Annotated in this window: 24 protein-coding genes; 18 read left to right on the top strand and 6 right to left on the bottom strand. The window is 35.7% G+C overall.

Annotated elements, in window-relative coordinates; all coding sequences use genetic code 11:
- The first annotated feature begins 163 nt into the window (after nt 1-163).
- The 5 genes from MTQ00_RS04835 to MTQ00_RS04855 all read left to right on the top strand — a co-directional run bounded on the left by MTQ00_RS04835 (nt 164) and on the right by MTQ00_RS04855 (nt 4,936).
- Nucleotides 164-769 carry a SatD family protein gene (locus MTQ00_RS04835; RefSeq protein ID WP_172282953.1) on the top strand — a complete coding sequence of 202 codons (606 nt, stop codon included), beginning with the start codon at nt 164-166 and terminating at the stop codon, nt 767-769.
- A gap of 1 nt (nt 770) precedes the next feature.
- Nucleotides 771-1,466 (top strand): DUF3307 domain-containing protein, encoded by a 696-nt coding sequence (locus MTQ00_RS04840; RefSeq protein ID WP_273647935.1) that lies wholly within the window; start codon nt 771-773, stop codon nt 1,464-1,466.
- Nucleotides 1,467-1,498: 32 nt separating this feature from the next.
- Complete coding sequence (gene purC / locus MTQ00_RS04845; protein ID WP_172282949.1) at nt 1,499-2,218, top strand: phosphoribosylaminoimidazolesuccinocarboxamide synthase; 720 nt, start codon at nt 1,499-1,501, stop codon at nt 2,216-2,218.
- A 110-nt stretch (nt 2,219-2,328) separates the two neighbouring features.
- On the top strand, nt 2,329-3,822 hold the full coding sequence (gene purF, locus MTQ00_RS04850; protein ID WP_172282947.1) for an amidophosphoribosyltransferase: 1,494 nt from the start codon (nt 2,329-2,331) through the stop codon (nt 3,820-3,822).
- Between the two features lie 166 nt (nt 3,823-3,988).
- Nucleotides 3,989-4,936 (top strand): glycerophosphodiester phosphodiesterase family protein, encoded by a 948-nt coding sequence (locus MTQ00_RS04855; RefSeq protein ID WP_273647936.1) that lies wholly within the window; start codon nt 3,989-3,991, stop codon nt 4,934-4,936.
- 101 nt (nt 4,937-5,037) lie between these two features.
- On the opposite strand, the gene MTQ00_RS04860 is transcribed toward MTQ00_RS04855, so the two are convergent.
- The 3 genes from MTQ00_RS04860 to MTQ00_RS04870 form a co-directional block, all read right to left on the bottom strand.
- Nucleotides 5,038-5,742 (bottom strand): porin family protein, encoded by a 705-nt coding sequence (locus MTQ00_RS04860; RefSeq protein ID WP_172282943.1) that lies wholly within the window; start codon nt 5,740-5,742, stop codon nt 5,038-5,040.
- A gap of 498 nt (nt 5,743-6,240) precedes the next feature.
- On the bottom strand, nt 6,241-6,801 hold the full coding sequence (locus MTQ00_RS04865; RefSeq protein ID WP_273647937.1) for a porin family protein: 561 nt from the start codon (nt 6,799-6,801) through the stop codon (nt 6,241-6,243).
- A gap of 142 nt (nt 6,802-6,943) precedes the next feature.
- A complete protein-coding gene (locus MTQ00_RS04870) occupies nt 6,944-7,591 on the bottom strand; it encodes a porin family protein (RefSeq protein WP_172282940.1) in 648 nt (215 codons plus the stop codon).
- Nucleotides 7,592-8,098: 507 nt separating this feature from the next.
- Between MTQ00_RS04870 and MTQ00_RS04875 the strand changes: the two genes are divergently transcribed.
- A complete protein-coding gene (locus MTQ00_RS04875; RefSeq protein WP_273647938.1) occupies nt 8,099-8,872 on the top strand; it encodes a hypothetical protein in 774 nt (257 codons plus the stop codon).
- Nucleotides 8,873-8,947: 75 nt separating this feature from the next.
- Here the strand turns inward: MTQ00_RS04875 and aroB are convergent, their stop codons facing one another.
- Nucleotides 8,948-9,994 (bottom strand): 3-dehydroquinate synthase, encoded by a 1,047-nt coding sequence (gene aroB, locus MTQ00_RS04880; RefSeq protein ID WP_172282936.1) that lies wholly within the window; start codon nt 9,992-9,994, stop codon nt 8,948-8,950.
- Nucleotides 9,995-10,095: 101 nt separating this feature from the next.
- On the opposite strand from aroB, the gene MTQ00_RS04885 reads away from it, so the two are divergent.
- Nucleotides 10,096-11,265: a pseudouridine synthase gene (locus MTQ00_RS04885; protein ID WP_273647939.1), complete on the top strand. Its 1,170-nt coding sequence runs from the start codon at nt 10,096-10,098 to the stop codon at nt 11,263-11,265.
- 196 nt (nt 11,266-11,461) lie between these two features.
- Here the strand turns inward: MTQ00_RS04885 and pncA are convergent, their stop codons facing one another.
- Nucleotides 11,462-12,067, bottom strand: coding sequence for a bifunctional nicotinamidase/pyrazinamidase (gene pncA / locus MTQ00_RS04890; protein ID WP_172282934.1), 606 nt, complete (start codon nt 12,065-12,067; stop codon nt 11,462-11,464).
- Between the two features lie 266 nt (nt 12,068-12,333).
- Here pncA and MTQ00_RS04895 point away from each other — a divergent pair, with 266 nt between their 5' ends.
- From MTQ00_RS04895 to MTQ00_RS04915, 5 genes are all read left to right on the top strand, one after another.
- A complete protein-coding gene (locus MTQ00_RS04895) occupies nt 12,334-13,476 on the top strand; it encodes a DEAD/DEAH box helicase (protein ID WP_172282932.1) in 1,143 nt (380 codons plus the stop codon).
- A gap of 183 nt (nt 13,477-13,659) precedes the next feature.
- Nucleotides 13,660-14,196, top strand: a complete 537-nt coding sequence (locus MTQ00_RS04900) for a YfiT family bacillithiol transferase (RefSeq protein ID WP_172282930.1) — start codon at nt 13,660-13,662, stop codon at nt 14,194-14,196.
- On the top strand, nt 14,190-14,651 hold the full coding sequence (locus MTQ00_RS04905; RefSeq protein ID WP_228457030.1) for a DUF1569 domain-containing protein: 462 nt from the start codon (nt 14,190-14,192) through the stop codon (nt 14,649-14,651). Before MTQ00_RS04900 ends, MTQ00_RS04905 begins: the two co-directional genes overlap by 7 nt.
- The gene (gene ytxJ / locus MTQ00_RS04910; protein WP_273647940.1) at nt 14,648-15,028 is read left to right on the top strand and encodes a bacillithiol system redox-active protein YtxJ; all 381 of its coding nucleotides are present in this window, start codon (nt 14,648-14,650) and stop codon (nt 15,026-15,028) included. Before MTQ00_RS04905 ends, ytxJ begins: the two co-directional genes overlap by 4 nt.
- Nucleotides 15,025-15,615 (top strand): Crp/Fnr family transcriptional regulator, encoded by a 591-nt coding sequence (locus MTQ00_RS04915; RefSeq protein ID WP_172282926.1) that lies wholly within the window; start codon nt 15,025-15,027, stop codon nt 15,613-15,615. The genes ytxJ and MTQ00_RS04915 overlap by 4 nt, the downstream gene beginning before the upstream one ends.
- Here MTQ00_RS04915 and MTQ00_RS04920 read toward each other — a convergent pair.
- Complete coding sequence (locus MTQ00_RS04920; protein WP_273647941.1) at nt 15,612-17,036, bottom strand: aminotransferase-like domain-containing protein; 1,425 nt, start codon at nt 17,034-17,036, stop codon at nt 15,612-15,614. The two genes, MTQ00_RS04915 and MTQ00_RS04920, sit on opposite strands and share 4 nt — an antisense overlap.
- Before the next feature lie 89 nt (nt 17,037-17,125).
- Here MTQ00_RS04920 and MTQ00_RS04925 point away from each other — a divergent pair, with 89 nt between their 5' ends.
- The 6 genes from MTQ00_RS04925 (at nt 17,126) to MTQ00_RS04950 (ending at nt 21,715) form a co-directional block, all read left to right on the top strand.
- Nucleotides 17,126-18,010: a DMT family transporter gene (locus MTQ00_RS04925; protein WP_273647942.1), complete on the top strand. Its 885-nt coding sequence runs from the start codon at nt 17,126-17,128 to the stop codon at nt 18,008-18,010.
- A 257-nt stretch (nt 18,011-18,267) separates the two neighbouring features.
- Entirely contained in the window at nt 18,268-18,507 is a 240-nt protein-coding gene (locus tag MTQ00_RS04930) for a hypothetical protein (protein ID WP_273647943.1), read from the top strand.
- A gap of 256 nt (nt 18,508-18,763) precedes the next feature.
- A complete protein-coding gene (locus MTQ00_RS04935; protein ID WP_273647944.1) occupies nt 18,764-19,360 on the top strand; it encodes a Crp/Fnr family transcriptional regulator in 597 nt (198 codons plus the stop codon).
- A gap of 41 nt (nt 19,361-19,401) precedes the next feature.
- On the top strand, nt 19,402-20,016 hold the full coding sequence (locus tag MTQ00_RS04940) for a Crp/Fnr family transcriptional regulator (RefSeq protein WP_273647945.1): 615 nt from the start codon (nt 19,402-19,404) through the stop codon (nt 20,014-20,016).
- A gap of 219 nt (nt 20,017-20,235) precedes the next feature.
- Nucleotides 20,236-21,054, top strand: coding sequence for a KGG domain-containing protein (locus MTQ00_RS04945; RefSeq protein WP_273647946.1), 819 nt, complete (start codon nt 20,236-20,238; stop codon nt 21,052-21,054).
- A 70-nt stretch (nt 21,055-21,124) separates the two neighbouring features.
- Nucleotides 21,125-21,715 (top strand): ferritin-like domain-containing protein, encoded by a 591-nt coding sequence (locus MTQ00_RS04950; RefSeq protein WP_172282913.1) that lies wholly within the window; start codon nt 21,125-21,127, stop codon nt 21,713-21,715.
- Nucleotides 21,716-21,720: the final 5 nt, after the last annotated feature.

The following is a 21,720-nucleotide window of genomic DNA, read 5'->3' on the forward strand; positions in this document are numbered from 1 at the left end:
TAATGAAATTATAGTTCTGGAAATTAATTTTCAAAGAGCTCATATCCCGTTGAATCTACTGTTTTACAGGATATTGATATAAGCAGATTCACTAATAATTAATATCTATAAGTGTTTCTGCTTATATCTTTTATTTATAAGTAATTATGCTTATATTTGCAAAATGATAGCGGTCATCACCGGTGATATTATAAATTCGCAACATGCAGACACAGAAGTTTGGATTACCAAACTAAAGAATCTCCTGGAGAATTGGGGGAGCTCACCCCTCACATGGGAAATTTACAGAGGAGATGAATTTCAGTTTAAGTGTACTATCGATGAAGTTTTCTGGCGTTTTCTAGCCATAAAATCTATTATAAAAAGTCAGGAAAATTTAGATGTAAGGATAGCCATCGGTATTGGTGAAGAAAACTTTTCATCAGAAAAGATTACCGAATCCAATGGAACGGCCTACGTTAATTCCGGAAGATTACTGAATGGATTAAAGAGTGATGGTGATACTGTTGCTATTAAAACATCGAACGAAACGGTAGACAGGGACCTCAATATTCTTTTAAAGTGGGCTTCAAAAGATTTTGATAACTGGACAATGGCTACCGCAGAAATTATTCATGAAATGATTATGAATAAAGATATCACCCAGGAAGATCTAGCCAGAAAGTTTGCCATATCGCAATCTTCGGTAAGCCAGAGGCTAAAACGGGCGAACTATGACCTTATTGTAGAGACAAATCAATATTTTAGAAAGAAAATTTCAGAACTGTAACATGATTTTCACTAAACTCATATTGGCACATTTACTCGGAGATTTTATTCTTCAGCCAAATTCATGGGTTGCTGATAAAGAAAATCGTAAACTTAAAAGTAGGTATCTCTACCTGCATGTTCTCATACATACCGCTTTAACTTTTATTTTCCTCTGGAACCTTCAACTTTGGTGGGTGGCAGCGTTGGTAGGTATTTCTCATTTTATCATTGATGCAGCTAAGCTTATCTTTCAAAACATTAAAACAAAGAAAAGATGGTTTTTTATTGATCAAGTTCTTCATATTCTGGTCATTCTAGTTGTTTCATTTTATTTTAAAGAATTTGATGTAACGATATTTGAAAATCAGGAATTTCTGAAAATAGTAATGGCTGTTTTATTTTTAACGACGCCTTCATCTATTATCATTAAAATATTACTGTCTTCATGGACTCCGGTTGCTGAAGCTCAGAATAATATACAAACCGAATCTTTAACGAGTGCAGGTAAATATATAGGAATCCTGGAACGTTTGCTGGTATTTATTTTTATTCTGGTAAACCACTGGGAAGGGGTAGGTTTCATGGTTGCTGCCAAATCTGTATTCAGATTCAGTGACCTTGCACAGGCAAAACAACGAAAGTTGACTGAATATGTATTGGTAGGAACGCTTTTAAGTTTTGGAATGGCTGTTTTAACGGGAATTTTAATAAAATAATTATAAATCTAACTATAAAGACAATTTAGAAAATGGAAAAGAAAGAAATGTTGTACGAAGGTAAGGCTAAACAAGTGTTTGCTACCGATAATCCTGATCAAGTAGTAGTGCGTTTCAAAGATGATGCTACGGCTTTCAATGCTCAGAAAAGAGGACAGGTTGATCTTAAAGGCGAAATGAACAACGCGATCACCACTTTAATTTTTGAGTATTTAAATGAAAAAGGGATTAAAACTCATTTCATTAAACAATTGAACGAAAGAGAACAATTGGTAAAAAAAGTATCCATTATTCCTTTGGAAATGGTTGTAAGAAACTATTCTGCCGGAAGTATGGCTCAGAGATTAGGAGTAGAGGAAGGTATAAAATCTCCCGTAACTATTTTTGATATCTGCTATAAAAAAGACGAATTGGGAGATCCTTTGATCAATGATCACCACGCTGTTTTCTTAGGTGCAGCTACGTATGAAGAGCTTGACGAAATGTACGAGCTGACTTCTGATATCAACGAAATCCTTATCGATCTGTTTGATAAGATGAATATCATCCTGGTTGACTTCAAGATCGAATTAGGGAAAACATCAGATGGTGAAATTATCCTGGCAGATGAAATCTCTCCTGATACATGCAGATTATGGGATAAAGACACCATGAAAAAATTAGATAAAGACAGATTCAGAAGAGACTTAGGTGAAGTAACTGAAGCGTATGTCGAAATCTATAACAGACTGAAAGCTTTACTTAATAAATAAGTAATACGGAAGATTTATAATCAGACTTGAGATTGTATTTAACATAATATTGAATTTCACATCTAATTGTAGAATCTATCAAAATAAAATCTAGATTAGAAAAAATAGAAATGAAAAGTTTAGACATTCATAAAAGTGAATATTTAAAACAGTTTAAAAACCAGACTTACGGTAGAAACCTTTTCAGAACAAAGGAAGAGGAAAGACTTGATGCTCCGAATGAGGAGTGCGGTATTTTCGGATTGTATTCTGACAATGATCTGGATACGTTTTCCCTTTCTCAGTTCGGACTTTTTGCTTTACAGCACAGAGGACAAGAGGCTTGTGGTATTTCCGTTCTTAAAAACGGGAAGATCAATAACCTGAAAGACGAGGGGTTGGTTTTAGACGTTTATAAAGATATTCAGGATCCTGAAGCTTTTATGGGGAATTCTGCAATAGGGCATACACGTTATACTACGGCAGGAGACAAAAAGAAGTACAATTTCCAGCCATTTTTTGCGAAAAATGAATATGACCAGATTATACTTTCGATTGCACATAACGGTAATTTAACGAACGCAAAAGAACTGAAAGCCGAACTGGAGGCAGAAGGTGTTGTTTTCAGAGCAACTTCAGATTCTGAGGTTATCTTAAGATTAATCCAGAAAAACCTTGATCTGGGATTAAGAGGAGCGATCAAAGCAACAATGGAAAAGATCGAAGGAGCTTATTCCGTGGTAGGAATGACGAGAAATAAGTTTTTTGCATTCAGGGATTTCAACGGGATCAGACCGTTGGTTTTAGGAGCTATTGATGAAAAATCATATGTGGTGGCTTCTGAATCCGTAGCATTGGACGCAGTGGGAGCACAGTATGTTCGTGATATTTTACCTGGAGAGATCATCTACACCAACGAAAATGAGACCGGATTACAATCTTATATGGTGAATGAAAAAGGAAAACAAAGAATCTGTTCTTTCGAATATATTTACTTTGCAAGACCTGACTCTACATTAGAAAACATTAATGTGTATGAGATCAGAGAAAAGTCGGGTGAAAAAATCTGGGAACAAGCTCCTGTGGATGCAGATATCGTTATCGGAGTTCCGGATTCAGGAGTACCTGCAGCGATTGGCTTTTCAAAAGCATCAGGGATCCCTTTCCGCCCGGTTTTAATTAAAAACCGATATATCGGAAGAAGTTTTATTGTTCCGACTCAGGAAATGAGAGAAAGGATCGTTAACCTGAAGCTGAATCCTATTATATCTGAAATTAAAGGCAAAAGAGTAGTTATTATTGATGACTCTATTGTAAGGGGAACTACTTCTAAAAGACTGGTTAAGATTTTAAAGGATGCCGGAGTAAAGGAAATCCATTTCAGAAGTGTTTCTCCTCCGATCATTGCACCTTGTTATCTTGGGATTGATACTCCATCAAAAGATGATTTGATTTCAGCCAATATGACGACTGAAGAGCTAAGAAACTACCTTGGAGTAGATTCTTTAGAGTTCCTTAGTACAGAAAACCTTAAAGAAATCTTAGGATCTTCCAATCACTGCTTTGGATGTTTTACAGAACAATATCCTGTAGCAAAAGGGGAGGAAGTAGAGCTATTTAATTAATTGTCTCAACAATCAATACATAAAAAGACCTGATAGCATAATATCAGGTCTTTTTTCGTTTTTATTGTCGAAAAAAATAATTGATATAAATGTAGCAAAAGCTTAATATTACTGTCGTACAGGATATGCCGGTATCCTTTAATTTTGCGTAATTAAGATCAGGATTATGAAAAGTACATTTATCACAGGTATTTTATTTCTGTTTATTCAGCTATATTCAGCTCAGTCTTTTGATAACCAGGCGCATAGGGGTGGAAAATCCTTATATCCGGAAAACACCATCCCTGCAATGAAAAATGCTTTAAAAATGGGTGTTACGACACTTGAAATGGATCTTGCCATCACAAAAGACAAGCAGATGATTCTTTCTCACGATGCATTTCTTTCACCTGAACTGGTAACAAAGCCTGACGGAACATTTATTCCCCGGGATTCAGGATTTTATTACAAAATTTATGAAATGCCTTATGCAAAGATCAAAACTTTTGATGTAGGGATGAAAACACTAGCCAATTATCCTGACCAAAAGAAAATGGGGGTACAAAAACCGCTCTTTTCAGATGTTATAGATGCCTGTGAGAATTATGCCCGGGAACTTAAAAGGCCTTTGCCGTTTTATAATATAGAGACTAAAACGCGACCTTTTTCGGATGATATTTTCCATCCTGAACCTAAGGAATTTGTCGATCTGATGATGAAGATCATTGCAGGGAAAAATATCCAGGACCGGGTTATTATTCAATCCTTCGATCCAAGAACCTTAGAGCTTATCCATGCACAATATCCTAAAATAATGACTGCCTTACTGGTAGAGAAGGTGGATGATAAAAAGCTCGCCCAGCAGCGGAATTATTTTAAAAATATCCCTGTCGAAAAATTCAGAATGTATCCCGATCATCTTAATGGAGTATCGGGTGATATGAAATTCTTAAGTTTTACTCCTACAATTTACAGTCCGGATCAATCTCTTGTTACGCCCGGATTGGTACAGGAATGTCACAAGCTCGGAATGAAAGTCATACCATGGACAGTAAACTCGAAAGAAAGACTGCAGGAATTAAAAGCAATGGGAATAGATGGTGTGATTAGCGATGACCCGCGAATTTTCGAATAGATTAGCCTTACTCATACAATAGAAATGGCTGGAAGAATAACTTCCAGCCATTTTATAATGCAGAAAACTACATTCTATGGTTAAAAAATTGGTTGTTGTTATTAAAACTTATAATTCAAACCTAGTTGGAATACTCTGTTGTTGTTTTCAGCAGCAGGTCTGCTTTTATCAATCTTAGTCAAGCTATTTACATATCTTGCGTTGATTCCCAGATTACGTGTGAAATAGTATCCTAAACCTAGACCTAGACCAAAGTTGAATTTGTTGATGTCATCTTTGTTGATCGTTTCAGAAACTGAATTTTTCTGAGTGGTAGCGATACCGTTTGTAGTGCTTGTAACAGTATTTTCACCTTTGTTTTTTCCATCGATGAAATAACTGAATTCAGGACCTGCTTCTACATAAAAGTTATCGGCTGGCTTAAACTGAACCATTACCGGTACTGAAACATAATTCAATGTTGTTTTGTAATCACGTTGAGTTTTTACAGTAGTAGCTCCCGTAGTAACTTCAGTAGAAGAAAGAACACTTCTTGCTCCTAATTGGTTATACAATGCTTCAGGCTGTATACTGAATTGCTTTGAAAGAGGAATATTTACAAAAACACCGGCATTAAATCCTATTTTCTGATTGTTTGCACTTAATTGTTGCTGACTGAATTGAGCGGAGTTAGCTCCACCTTTAATACCAAATCTGATTGGTTCTTTTTCTTTGTTAACAGTAGTAATAGTAGCTGTTGTTTGTGTTTCCTGAGCAAATACTAATGAACCAGCAACTATTGCTAGTCCTAGAAATAACTTATTCATAATTTTATTTTTTAAATTGTACTATTTCTTGTTATCCGAATTATTCATTCAGATGGGGTGTATTTTGCAAAAGGCTTGCCATAATTATAATTTTATGATTTGCAGAAAGATAAGCTGCGAGCCGCTTCTTTAAAAGAATAAGTGATAATCCACATACGTGGGATTTTTTTAGTTAAAACAATCTAATTTGTTTAATTTTTAAGTTAAAATTGCTTGAAAAAAAATGCAAACTTTTTTCATTTTTTTTATTCAACACCCTTTATTCATCGTTAATTATGACCATTTTCACCCAACTTTCCAGATGAATTGAAGCTTACAAAAATGGCAGGTGACCATTTTGATCAGACTTTTATACTTTTTTATGATCATAATTTGTTGATCAATGGATGCATTGCAATGATTATTCAATGTGAAAACAGAACATTACAGGAGATCCGGATATAAAAAAACGGTTAAATTTATTAAATCTAACCGCTTATCTTGTTATTAAGTATATTATTACTTATTAAATTTATAAGTAAGACCGATCTGGAATACGTTATTTTTTCCATCTGCCTGTACGTTATTAACTTCTTTAGCAATATCTATAACACCCGCAACATATCTTGCATTCACACCGATATTCTTCGTAAAGAAATATCCTGCACCAAGACCTACACCAAAATCAAAACCTTTCACAAAATCCTTTCCATCTCTAGAATAGGAATTGTATTTAAATTTTGAATTGATCAGGAAACTAAACTGAGGTCCTGCTTCAAGATAAAACTGCGGAGTTGCATTATACTGGAACATCACAGGAACAGAGATATAATCTAAATTTACTTTAACATCATTATTTCCATCAGCTTTTGCGCCTAATCCATTGTATAAGATTTCGGGTTGTACACTAAAGCTAGGAGCTACAGGGACATTCATTAAAACCCCACCATAGAATCCCGCTTTTGATTTTGAATCACCACCTGAAATTGTAGAAATATTAAGACCTGCTTTTACTCCAAATGTTTGAGCAAACGTTAATGAACCAGCAACGATTGCCAAACCTAATAATAATTTTCTCATGATTATATTTAATTTTAATTTGTACTGTTTTGCTGCAAAATTCTTGCCAAATTATGTTAAAATAACAAAAATGGTTAGATTTAACCATTAAATCTAACCATTTTATTGAAATCAAAATTTGTTATCTGAATGTGTTTTATGCTTATTTAAATTTGTAAGCTAAACCAACCTGGAATACGTTGTTTCTCATCGCATCACCATTGTTGTTTTTGTAGATATCTGTTAATCCGGCAGTATATCTAGCTGTAATTCCTAGGTTTGGTGTGAAATAATATCCTGCACCAATACCGATTCCAAAGTTGAATGTGTTGAAAGCATCTTTGTCAAGACTTCTCGTTCTTGTGCTTGTATTATCATTCGTAGAACTTTTGAATTTATCTTTAGCACTTACTAAAAATCCGAATTCAGGACCTGCTTCCAAGAAGAATTCAGGAGTTGCATTATACTGGAACATTACCGGTACAGCTATATAACCTAAATTTCTTGAAGATTCATCCTTAAAGTTATTACCTAATACTGTATATTCTCTGGTTACTTTTGAACCCAAGTCATTATACAATACCTCCGGTTGAATGCTGAATGAGCTCGCTACCGGGATGTTTGCAAAAACCCCTGCATTGAATCCGATTTTAGATTTTGAATCACTAAGGTCAGCTCCTTTTGAAAGAGATGAAACGTTCATACCACCTTTAACACCAAATGTAACCGGGTTAGAAGATGAAGTAGAAGTTGTCTGAGCGAATGCTAATGAACTTGCAGTTACTGCTAATCCTAAAATTAACTTTTTCATAACTTAATTTTTTTAATATTTTACTATTCTTAATTTTAAATTTTACTACTTGTCAACTTTCGTTTGACGCAGAGTATCTTTCAAATTAGATGCCAAAACATAAAACATGACAAAAGTCAGGTGTATAAATACTGTTAAAAAACAATGCAAAATGCTTTTAATCAGATTAATATGATAAATAAACAAACATTTGTTTAACATATCTTAAAAACAGCTTAAATCCTAAATTATACTTATTTCGAGGAAAATAATACTCAAATGACTTGAACGTAATTGATATATATTACTCCTTTTTTGAAATAAGTGGAATTTATTTTAAAATTAAGGCCGGATGAAAATTCCTTTATGAAAAAGTATAAGGCCTTTACGAATAGTAATTTAAATCATTCTTTTATATATTTTTAATCGTCTGTAATACAATACAGTATATAAGTTGTAATTTTGATAATAAAACTTAAGGATCAGGGTTTATATTGAACCTTAAATGAAAAATAAACTAATCTGGGAATGAAACAAAACAAGCAGTTGAAATTTATACTTCCTATTCTGGGATTGGTTATTCTGCTGCTGTTGACTATGGTGGCTGGTAAAATTTTTTATCCATTAAACCTATGGGTAATGATCTGCCTGGGTATTTTAATCATTGCATTAAGTTTAAAATTAATCTATAATCTATTTCTATCCAAAGCAGATCAATCTTTATCATCCAGGCAATACGTCGATGAACCTGGACAAAAGATCTTCTATATTTCAACTTTCCGGACAAGTTTGCTAAGTTTGTCAATGATATTTTTGTCCGCAATTTTCATCTATCTTTTCACTCAGCTATTCCCTGAAGTTATTGAAGAAATTTATATGGAACCTTCGGTAATCGTTATTCTCCTGATGTTCTTATACGTTATTTTATTTATAGGATCTATTTATTGTTTTTTGACAGGAATTAAGCTTTTTATCAGACGAAAGAAAATCGTACAGTTAATTATCAATGATGACAGCATCGAATTTCTCCCTGTTTACGACTTTGGAACTGCAACCCGAAACATAAGTGCGCTATCTCTATTTTTTAAGAAAAAAATGCGTAAAGCATATTTTACAGATCAGATTTCTGTTGAAAAGGTTAATAACACCTGGAACGGAGACAAAATAAAAATTTATATTGAAGGGATCGGTTTTTACTTACCCTTTCTATATGATGATGTGGAGGACCTGGAAAAGGTATTTCAAATGATTAGACATCGCCTGATAAAGTATATTCAATTCACTACTCATGATACACTGTAGAGGTGGTCTGATCATTAAAAAATCCTGATCAAACAATCAGGATTCTTAATTTTATCTAAAAAGTAAACAGGCATGTTATGCATCATTCAGTTTTCTGTAAAAATGCAGTGATTTTTCAATATTTTCCTGGCTGCATTCATGGTCAAAAACACACGATCCTATTCCGGAAAGCAAAGAAAAATTAATCTTCTTTTCCGTATTCTTTTTGTCGTTTAATAATAGAGACATCAGATTTTCATCGCTAAAATCACTGATATCCAGGTATGGATAATACCTTTTGATATGGTCAATGATCATTTCCGAATCTTCTTTTGAAATTAACTTTTCAAGGTGAGAAAGATGTGCTTCACAGATCATTCCGGCAGCTACTGCTTCTCCATGTAAAACTGGATTTCCCTGTTCAAGACAGGAGCTTTCGATAGCATGACCGATTGTATGTCCGAAATTTAAAGTTTTTCTGACATTTTTTTCATGAAAATCCTGATCTACAACATCCTGTTTGATCGCCATCGAGGTCTGAATGTGTGGTAGTACTGATTCTACATCTAGCTTTTGTATTTTGATCAGGTTCTCCCAATGTAAACGGTCTGCAATTAACCCGTGCTTCAGCATTTCAGCAAAACCACTTCGTAATTCTTTGAAGGGAAGTGTTTCTAAGAACTTAGGGTATACAAAAATCTGTTCAGGAAAGGTAAAGGTACCTACCATATTTTTGTAGTGCATCAGGTCAATACCTGTTTTTCCTCCAATAGAGGCATCACACATCGATAATAGAGTAGTTGGAACATTAATGAACTGGATCCCTCTTTTATAGGTTGAGGCAACAAATCCGCCCATATCGGTAATAACACCACCACCGAGGTTTATAACCAGAGCTTTTCTATCTGCCTGCATTTCCGTTAAAATCTCCCAAAGCTGATTGGCAGTCTGAATATTCTTCATTTCTTCACCCGCTTCTATCTCCAGGATTTCAAAAGCAAGATCCGTTTCCATATTGCCTAAAAGTACCGGAAGGCAATATTCATGTGTATTTTCATCAACCAATATGAAAATTTTGCTGAAAGATTTTCCATGCAAAAAATCATTAAGCTGGGAAAACTGATCGTTTAATAGTGTTATCATTTCTGGAATAATATATATTTAATTGTAGAACAATATTGCAAAGTTATGATTCTTAATTTTTAACTCGTAACTAAATTACTATCTTTGCAAAAATATTTAGAATGAGCAGAGATAATAATAAATCAGGGAAACCACAAAGACCAAGAATTTCAACCAGAAAAAATTCTGATGATTCTCGTGCTTCTAAATCTGGAAATTCTTCAAGATCAGGTTCTTTCAAGAAATCTTTTCCTAAAGCAGGAGAGAGAAATTTTGATCACAAAAGCAGCAGTTTGAAGTTTAAGAGGAGTGAGGAAAGTTTTGAAGGACGTGCTGAAGAAGGTAAATCAAAACCTGAGAGAACACCTTATATTACCAATCAAAGTGAAGGACGAGAAAAAAAGACCTATGGAAAACCAGGTCCTAAAAGAGGAGGGAAAAGTTTTGATGCAAGAGATAAATATGAGAGAGGCAGCTTAAAATATGGTAGAAGACCTTCATCGGGCAATGACAGAGATGAGGATAAAGCAAGATCTTTTGTACAGAAAAGAAGATTGAGCAAGATCGAAAAAGATGTCCATAAAGATACGATCCGTCTTAACAAATATATAGCCAATTCAGGAATATGCAGCAGAAGGGAAGCAGATGAACTGATCACACAGGGTCTTGTAGAAGTAAACGGAAAAGTGGTTACTGAAATGGGCTATCAGGTTCAGAAAAGTGATAAAGTAGTTTTTGACGGACAAAATATTACTCCTGAAAAACCTGTTTATGTCCTTCTGAATAAACCGAAAGGATATATTTCCACTACAAAAGATGATAAAGCCAGAAAAACGGTAATGGATCTTGTTGCAAATGCGTCTCCTTATCGTGTATTCCCGGTTGGAAGACTGGACCGTTCCACAACAGGTGTTATTCTTTTAACAAATGACGGACATATGACCAAAAAACTGACACACCCGTCTTTTGATGCTAAAAAGATCTATCATGTAACACTGGACAAAAAACTGACACATGAAGATATGAAACTGATTGCTGAAGGTATCCGTCTGGATGAAGGCGTTGCTACGGTAGATCAGATTTCGTTTATTGAAGGAAAGCCTAAAAATGAGGTAGGAATTGAGATCCATATCGGATGGAACCGTGTCATAAGAAGGATATTCCAGAGATTAGGGTATGAAGTGGAAGCTTTAGACAGGGTGATGTTTGCCGGTTTAACAAAGAAAAATATCAAAAGAGGTCATTGGAGAATTCTTACGGAATTAGAAGTTAACAATTTAAAAATGCTTTAGAGATTAATTTTTAATTGATCAAAAAGGTTTTTAAACTGAAAAATATAGGCGTGGTAAAAGAATAACCACGCTTTTTTATTTAATACCATTCAGTAAAAACTATTTGTGTCATTTATACTGATTTCATTCCGGTGTAATCGATACACAAAAAGCACAGTAATTAACTGTGCTTTTTTATTTTTATGATAATAAAAGACTATCCTAAAACAGTAACTCCCTTCTGGATCATTTCGTAAATGGCGTCTCTACCGTTATCCGGTTTTACATTAACCGCGCGTGTTCCGTTAAAATGAAGGCAGGTAACATATCCGTTTGCTACAGCATCTGTACAGGTGAACTTTACACAATAATCCATTGCCAGACCGACGATTTCCAATAACTGAATGTCATGGTATTTTAAGAAGTCATCCAATCCGGTCTTCATAAAGTGATTATTGTCCTGAAAACCGCTATATGCATCAATTTCGGTATTCTTTCCTTTTTGAATAATATGGGTTACTTTATCCCTGTTAAGATCTTTATGAAAATCTGCTCCGAAAGTTCCCTGGATGCAATGATCCGGCCACATAAATTGCGGAACACCACCTAAAATAATACTTTCTCCTACTTTTTTTCCATTGTTGCTGGCAAAACTTTTATGGTCTGCGGGATGCCAATCCTGGGTTAAAACAATTTGGTCATATTCGTTTTCCTCCATTAAAAGATTGATATAAGGAATAATTTCATTAGCTCCCGGAACCGCTAAAGCTCCACCTTCACAAAAATCATTCTGAACATCTACTATTATTAGTGCTTTTTTCATATTTAAATCTCGAATTTTTGATAAATTTACAAAAACTAATACTCAAAAAATTGTCCAAACACGAATTATCGGACAAAACGACACTTTATGAAAGAATTCACCATTGTCAATGGATGAGTTCATCACAGAAAATGGTCCTTGATTATAGATTAAATTTTTAAATAATTAATTTCTATCCCAACAGACTCATTCACCTGTAAAATTAATAATCCGGTTCGGGTGTAAACCAAATATCAATAGTTTATCTTTGCAGCAAATATGTATTTATGTCATTTGAGTCTTTGGGATTATCGCACAATATTATTCAATCTGTCAAAAAGCTAGGCTATTTAAAGCCATTTCCAATTCAGGAGCAAGCTATTCCTGTTATTTTACAGGGAAAGGATTTGATGGGAATTGCACAAACCGGCTCCGGAAAGACGGCTTGTTTTGTGATGCCTATTTTAGAAAAATTACAGAATGCAGAAGTTAAGAAAGACCGTAATATTCAGGTCTTAATATTGGTTCCTACGCGTGAGCTGGCAATCCAGATTGATGAAGTTTTCAGAGCCTTTACCGGAAACCTGAAACGTGATATCCGTACGATGGCAGTATATGGTGGAGTTTCTATCAACCCTCAGATGAAAGGAATGTTCGGAGTAGAAGTCCTTATTGCGACCCCAGGACGTTTATTGGACCTGATAGAACATAAAGCTTTGAGCATTTCAGAAATAAAGCACCTGGTGATTGATGAGGCAGATAAAATGTTCCAGCTTGGATTTGGTGACGAAATGAATAAGCTTTTTGCTTTAATGCCGGTGATGAAACAAACGACTATGTTTTCAGCAACTGTAGATGATAAAGTTTCTGAAATAAAAGAACGTTTATCTCATAATCCCGTTATTATTGAAATAAAAAAGGAAGCGGTTGAAATTGATAATATCGAGCAGCTGGCTTATCATGTTTCTCCTGAACATAAAGGGCCTTTCCTGCGTTATTTAATCAAAGAGAAAAAGGTTGAAAAAGCTTTGGTATTTGTATCTTCAACAAAGTCAGCAGATAAACTGGTTGAAAAGCTTAAAAAGAATAAAATTAAGGCAGTAGCCATTCACAGTCAGAAGTCACAGGGTGCCCGACGAAATAATCTGGAAGAGTTCAAGGTAAACGGTGCTCAGATTTTGGTTGCTACGGACTTACTGGGACGAGGCATTCATATTGAGTCTTTGCCTTGTGTGATCAATTATGAGCTACCACGTTCACCCTTGGATTATATTCACCGTATCGGAAGGACGGGACGAGCCAATGAAAAAGGTACCGCCATTTCAATCCTCACGGATGATGAGTTGCAACATTTCAGGGTTATTCAAAAGAAAATGGGTAAAAAAGTGACATTGCAAAGGACGGAAGGAATCGATCTTCACGGTTATTAGAAACAATAAAAACGCTTCAATTTTTTTTAAGAATTGAGGCGTTTTATTTTATCCCGTTAATCCCTATTTTTTTGTTGGCTGATAGCTTTTCTTGTAGTAATTTTAGAAAAAATTCCGGAAGGGCAAAAACCTTTCTGTTATTTATTGAAAGGATGAAGAACATATTAACCACGATAATTAAAAATGAGCAATTTAGAATTAAAAAAATATCCGATCGGACCATTTGAAAAGCCGGAAAGCATCGATGATATCCAATTGGATGAATATATAAAAGTGATCAAACACTTTCCTGCCAAACTGAAAAATCTGATTGAAAACTTTTCGGATGATCAATTGGATACCCCATATCGGGAAGGTGGATGGACGGTAAGACAGCTTGTCAATCATATTGCAGACAGCCATATTAATAGTTTCATTCGTTTTAAATTGGCTTTAACGGAAAATAATCCAACCATCAAACCTTATGAAGAGGCAAAATGGGCTGAACTCCAGGACAGCAGAAGTTCTCCTGTGAAACCGGCAATGAGAATGATCAAAGGAACTCACGAAAGATGGTATATCCTCCTTAAAACACTCACGAATAAGCAATTCGAAAGAACATTTCATCATCCTGAAAACCATCAGGATTATGACCTTAGAAGCTATCTGGCATTTTATAGCTGGCATTGCAATCATCATTTTACTCATATTGAAAATCTGAAGAAGGAGAGAGGTTGGTAAAAAAGAGTCTGCATAACCGAATCTATTTTGATGAGATCCTCAACAGGGTTTCTATGCTTACTGAAAATTCTCCAGGAAAATGGGGTAAGATGAATGTTGCTCAAATGTTAAAACATTGTGACCTTATTCTTGGCATTGCATTGGGAAAAACCTGGCTTTCAACTATCAATCCCCTTTTTGAGACAATAGGAGTGCTCACTAAAATAGAAATGCAGGTCTTTAATAACGGAATTCCCCGAAATATGCCTACTTTTCGAAAACTTATCGTTAATTTTGAATGTGATTTTACTGAGGCCAGAAAAGGACTCTTAGAAACAATGAATGAATACTGGGAATGTTATACCCAAGATAACCTGCCTGAAAAGCATGTTCTATTTGGAAAAATGGGAGAGAAAGACTGGGGTTTTCTGGAGTATAAACATCTCGATCATCACCTAAAACAATTTAATGTATGAGTTTTTTTGATAAAATATTTGGCGGGAAAGAAGAGAAACCGGAACAGAAATCTTTCTGGAAAAAAATAGAATCCGAGGAAGATCTCGCAGAAGCTATAGAAAGATCATACCATAACAGGGTTGCCATATTCAAACATTCTACCAGTTGTTTTATCAGTAAGACGGTGCTCAGGAATTTTGAATCGGAAATTAAGGATGCCGGAACCAATGCAGATTTATATTTTCTTGATTTGCTGGCATACAGACCTATTTCCAATAAGATTGCAGAAGATCTTGATGTAACCCATCAAAGTCCTCAACTGATTGTAGTAGAAAACGGAAAAGCCGTAAATAATGCTTCGCATCAGAATATATCAATAACCCAAATCGCACAATGAAGAATATTAATAACTACCTAGCTCAGGTTTTAAATGTTCCCACAGAACAGGTTAATGGCTGTAGCTTGCACTATGAAGTAAAAAAAGTTCAAAAGAACCAGTTCCTTCTTCAATACGGCGAAATTTGCCGCTATGTATTTTTTGTAGAAAAAGGGCTTTTAAAGATGTATTCTATCGATAAGAACGGAAAAGAACACATCATACAATTTGCCCCTGAAAGCTGGCTGATTTCTGACCGCACCAGTATTTACTTTAACGAACAATCGGTGTATTATATAGAGGCTGTGGAGGATTCCGAAGTTTTATTTCTTCATCCGGACTTTTTTAACAAACTGGTCTCCCAGTTTCCGGACAGTGCAGAAAGACGGGATATTCTTTTACAAAAGCACGTCAGAAGTCTTCAGGACAGGATCAGCTCATTATTAGGTGAGACTGCGGAAGAAAGATACCTTAAATTCATTAAAATGTACCCGGATTTATTATTACGGGTACCACAATGGATGATCGCATCTTATTTAGGAATTACCCCTGAAAGCCTGAGCCGTGTAAGAAAGGAATTAGCGAGGAAAAACTTTGTTGTTGATTAAGATTCCCTCTCAATCATTTTAGCCATTTTTCCTACCTCTATTAACTTTTGTTGGGTTTCTTCTGACCAGGGAAGCCCGATACACATTCTCATACAATTTTCAAACTGATCCTGGAGACTGAACATTCTTCCCGGTGCAATGCTTATACTTTGCTTAATGGCAAGGTCGTATAATTTCCGGGTCTGTATTTTTTTATCGAATTCCACCCAGAGGGAAAGCCCTCCCTGTGGCCTGCTTGTTTTGGTTCCTTCCGGAAAATGCTGCGCAATGGTCTGGACATAATTCTGATAATTAGCCTGCAGGGTTTTCCGTAGTTCCTGAAGGTGTTTTTCGTATTTCCCGGTTTTTAAGAAATTAGCAACGGCTTCATTTACAATAGAAATAGAAGAGGTGGAATGAAGAAGTTTGAGTTTGAGGATTTTGTCTTTGTACTTTCCGGGAGCAATCCATCCTACACGATAACCCGGGGCAAGCGTTTTTGAGATAGAGCTGCAATACAAAACATTTCCTTCAGTATCAAAGGATTTACAGCATTTCGGACGGTGTGTTCCGAAATAAATATCCCCGTACACATCATCTTCAATAAGCGGAATGTTATTTTCGGCAAGAAGTTTTACAACTTCTTTTTTATTTTCATCAGACATACAGCTTCCTAAAGGAGTATTGAAATTAGGGATCAATAAGCAGATGTCAATTTTAGGAATAGCTTTTTTCAGGGATTCGATTTCAATTCCATGGGCAGGATGGGTAGGCAATTCCAATACTTTAAGTCCAAAGCCGGTAGCCAGTTGTAAGATGCCCGGATAACATGGGCTTTCTATAGCTATTGTATCTCCCGGTTTTCCTAAAGCCATCAGACAAAATGACAAAGCATTCATTCCACCGTTGGTCGTCACAAGGTCATTTTCGCTAAAGTTTCCGCCCCAGGATAAAGATCTTTGGGCGATCATTCTTCTTAATTTTAAATTCCCTTGGAGTTCCTCATACTCTGCGCCTCCATATTCAAGCTCCCGTGTGGCATGGATGATTTCCTTTTTAAGTTTTGCATGCGGTAATAATTCTCCGGATGGAATTGCTATGGAAAAAAGGGTAAGATTTTTCTTTCCCATATTTTCATACACTTTACTGATGAGTTCATCGGGTTCGTTATTATTGGCAATCAGTGATGGCCTGCTGACTTCAGGAAGCGGAAGCTTTACCGAAAGTAACTGACTTACAAAATATCCGGACTGTGGTTTGGATTCAATGAGTGACATGGATTCCAGTTCCAGGAATACACGCTTTGCCGTGTTCATGCTAATCTGATGCTCAAGGCATAATTTTCTTACCGACGGAAGCTTGTCACCAGGCTTCAAAACGCCGCTTGTAATCTGTGAAACAAAACCATTGGTGATCTCTGTGTACAAAAAATTTTTACTCATATCTTAAACTGTGCTCATGCAAATATACAAAACTGAGACTGTGTTTATTTATTTTTCCTCTCTAATTTTGATTTATAATAAAATATAAAATGATAACGAATAAAATTTCAAAAGATCAGGCTCTTAGCGGATGGATCAACGGATTTATCGGAGTATTGCTATTCAGCGGTTCGCTGCCGGCCACAAAATTAGCCGTAATGGATATGAACCCAATTTTCGTAACGATCGCCCGGGCAACCATTGCCGGTGTATTGGCTTTATCTGTCATTCTGATATATAAAGAAAAACGTCCGGTAAAGGAACAGATATTCCCATTAGCTCTGGTCTCATTGGGATGTGTTATTGGTTTCCCTTTGTTGTCTTCTCTGGCCCTTCAATATATCACATCTGCACATTCTATCGTGTTTTTAGGAATGCTTCCTCTTGCAACAGCTATATTCGGGGTACTTAGAGGTGGTGAACGACCGCATCCTGTATTTTGGTTTTTTTCTATTGCCGGCAGCCTTTTGGTCATAGGATATGCTGTTTCGCAAGGGATATCAGCTTCTCCTGTTGGCGATATTCTGATGCTTGCCGCTGTTGTTTTATGTGGGCTTGGTTATGCGGAAGGTGCTAAGTTGTCAAAAAGACTAGGAGGGTGGCAGGTGATATCCTGGGCGCTGATACTGGCTTTACCCCTTATGATCCCTTTATTTTTCATCTATTTTCCCAACCATATTGAAACCGTAAGCGGACAGGGATGGTTTGGCCTAGCTTATATTTCATTATTCAGTATGTTTATCGGGTTTATTTTTTGGTATAAAGGACTTGCGCAGGGAGGAATTTCGAGTGTAGGGCAATTACAGCTTTTACAACCGTTTTTTGGACTTGCATTGGCCGCCTATCTGCTTCATGAACCTGTAAGTATAGGAATGCTGGGAGTGACAATTGGTGTGATTTTATGTGTTGCCGGGACCAAAAAATTTGCAAAATAAAAGGTTTATAATAGTATAACAAGAAAAGATTGCTGTAAGGCAGTCTTTTTTGTTGTATATAAATCACTCTGGTAAAGCATTATGATATTATAAATTAAACTTTCACACAAAAAGCCTTATGATTGAAGTCATAAATTCATGAATGTTTTATCTGTAGATTTGAAATATAATTATTAAATAATCGTTCATATATAAATATGATTGATTTTTATTTAAAATTATATTATATACACCACACACCACAAAATAAAAATATTATGAAATTGATCTTATCATTAAGCATCATGGGTTTACTTATCCTGAGCTGCAAAAAAGAAAAGGAAAATCAGATGAATAACGGCGTTGACACGGTAACTACAGTTCCGGGGGATACGATGGGAGCTGTTCCTCCAGCCTCTGACACGATGACTACATCATTGCCTTCCAGAGACAGTACTGCCCAATCCGGCACAACCACTATGCCTGCACAGGATTCTACCACAAATAAAAAGAGATAATTCTTCAAATTAATGTAAAAATTCTTTCAAGTAAATGGGTATTCGTGATATCTCACGAATGCCTTTTGTTGATAGATTTACGAAAATACTTCTATATAATAATTTGTATTTCAATCAGTTAATTAAATCATAATTAACATAAAAAATAATCAATAGGTGCAATTATTGCACTTGTAAAAGCATTGGTCCATTAAAATATTTTACTAGGGTGTTTTTGTGAACTTTGTTTATATAATAATACCAAAAACTAAATATTATGGTAATCAACGAAAACGTCTTATATTCTATAGGAGCTGAGACAAAACAATATAGTCCTTCGGATTTTATTTTTAGTGAAGGAGATTTTGCACACTATTATTATCAGATTGTAGAGGGTGAAGTAAAATTGAATAATTATAATGAAGATGGTAAGGAATTTATCCAGAACATCTTATCAGAAGGACAATGCTGTGGCGAGTCTATTCTCTTCATAGATAAACCTTATCCTATGAATGCCGAGGCATTGACGGAATGTAATATCCTGAGACTTTCTAAAAATCTTTTTTTTCAATTGCTGGAGGAATCTCCTGAGCTCTATCTTGAAATCAGCAACTTTTTATCCCAAAGGCTTTATTATAAATATGTAATGATGCAGAATATATCTTCCCTTAATCCTATAACACGCCTAAAAGTTTTGATGGATTACCTGAAGAGCTTTCATAATGACAAAAGCCCTTATTCATTTTCTATTCCTTTAACCCGACAGCAGATGGCCAACCTTACAGGCTTGTGTGTAGAAACAGTCATACGATCTTTTAAAAAAATGGAAAAAGAATGCACCGTGCAGATTGAAAACAGAAAAATTTTGTACTAAGGTTTAGTTTTAGTATTTTTCTGGGTACAAATGGAAACAGAATGAAAACAATAAGTTGCATGAACATTGACCAGGAACTTTTATATTCTTTTGGTGCAGAAGATAGAACATATAAAAGAGGGGAATTGATTTTCAGAGAAGGTGACCATGCGCTTTATTATTTTCAGATTGCTGACGGAAAAGTAAAGCTTAATAATTATAATGAAGAGGGAAAAGAGTTTATCCAGAATATATTAGGAAAAAACCAGAGTTTTGGAGATCCATTACTCTTTCTGGATAAATTATATCCAACAAACGCAACGGCGTTAACATCTACACAAATTATAAGAATATCAAAAGAAAGCTTCCTGAAATTACTGGAAAAAAATCCAGATCTTTCTTTAATGATGAACGCCTGCCTTTCTCAAAGGCTATATTATAAAATACTGATGACCCAGTATATGGCATATCAGAATCCTGTATTTAGATTGAAAGGGCTCATGGAGTACCTGAAGAGCTATTCGGAGAATGACTGCCAGTTTGAATTTCCCATAGAGCTGACGAGACAGCAGATTGCCAACCTTACCGGGTTGCGTGTAGAGACTGTTATCAGAACGTTAAAGAAAATGGAAAAAGAAAATTCTATTAAAATCGAAAATAGACGAATTTTATATTAGTAACATGATTCAAGTCATAAGAATAGGCATTTTAATCTCCTATCTTTGATATACTAATTTACAACTAAGGAATGTAATTCCTTTTCCAGAGTAAAATAATTACTCCTTTTTTTGCTGTGCAATTTATTTAAAACATCAAATCATTAATTGTTGTTCAATACTAGTCACGTCCAATAATTAATAACATCACGCAATATTAATTACAAAAAATTTAAAGTTATGAACACCAGAAATTCAAACAATCGAAGTTCAAGAGGTAATTCATCCAATGAGTCAAGATCAACACTTGAAGAAGTGTATCAATTAGGTTATGACCATGGTTATAACGATGCATCCGAAGAAGAGGATTATGATGATGATTTCTCAGATTATGAGGATTATTATGATAATGAATATGATGACGACGATGAGGAGTATGATGATGAAGATTACGACGATGAAGATGAAGATTATGAAGATGACGATTATGAGGATTATGATGACGACGACGACGATGACAATGGCAGTGGCAACAGAGGTCGTGGTAGGTCAGGAAATGGAAATCAGCAAAGAGATAGTCAGGGCCGATTTACATCAGGAAGAGGAAGAGGAGGTAGCTCTGGTTCCCGTAGCAACTCTAATTCCGGATCACGTTCCGGAGGAAGAAGGAGTTCATCAGGAAATGGAACTTCAAGAAGAGGTTTTGCATCTATGAGTAAAGCTGAGCGTACAAGAATTGCCCGTATGGGTGGTGAAGCTTCGCATGGAGGTGGAAGGTCTTCTTCGGGTTCCAGATCTGGAAATTCCGGTTCCAATAGCAGATCATCAAGCAATAGTAGTTCCAGAGGTTCAGGTTCTAGATCAAATAGTGGTAACTCCTCTGGACGTGGGACAAATTCCGGAAACGGAAGTTCAAGAAGAGGTTTTGCTGCCATGAGCAAAGCTGAACGTACAAGAATCGCCCGTATGGGAGGTCAGGCATCTCATGGAGGTGGAAGATCTTCGGGTTCGGGATCAGGTTCCGGAAGATCAGGATTCGGAGGCAGACGTAATTCATAATTTATATTATTAATCAGATTGTCCCTTCCCTGATAGAAGGGGCAATCTTTACTATTAAACACCACACATTATGGCAACGAAAACATCAGAAACCAATACAGCTACAACAACTCCTGAAAAGAAAATAACAGTAGGAAACGCTTCTGTTAATGAAAAGGAGATGAAAGATTCTTCCCTCCATCAATTTTTCGTAAGTGCATTAAAAGATATTTATTTTGCTGAAAATGCAATTATTGATGCTCTCGAAAAAATGCAGGAAGCCGCTACGACAGAGGAACTGAAAGATGCTTTTGAAGATCATCAGTTACAGACGAAAAAACATGTAAGCCGCCTTGAAAAGGTTTTTAAATTAATCGATGAGAAGCCTGAAAAGAAAGAATGCGAAGCTATAAAAGGGATCATTAAAGAAGGAGAAGAGATTATAAAATCCACCAAAGACGGATCGATGACCCGGGATGCCGCTTTAATTATTGCCGCGCAGAAAGTAGAACATTATGAAATAGCAACCTATGGTGGCCTTGCTCAGCTCGCTATAACAATGGGACATGATAAGGCAGCGGATCTTCTGGAAAAGACCCTCGAAGAAGAAGAGGATACAGATTACACCTTAACTGAGATCGCTGAGACCTACATCAATTTTGATGCTGAGCAGGAAGATTAAACATT

It is taken from the genome of Chryseobacterium sp. B21-037, assembly GCF_028570785.1.
Classification (GTDB): Bacteria; Bacteroidota; Bacteroidia; order Flavobacteriales; family Weeksellaceae; genus Chryseobacterium; species Chryseobacterium proteolyticum.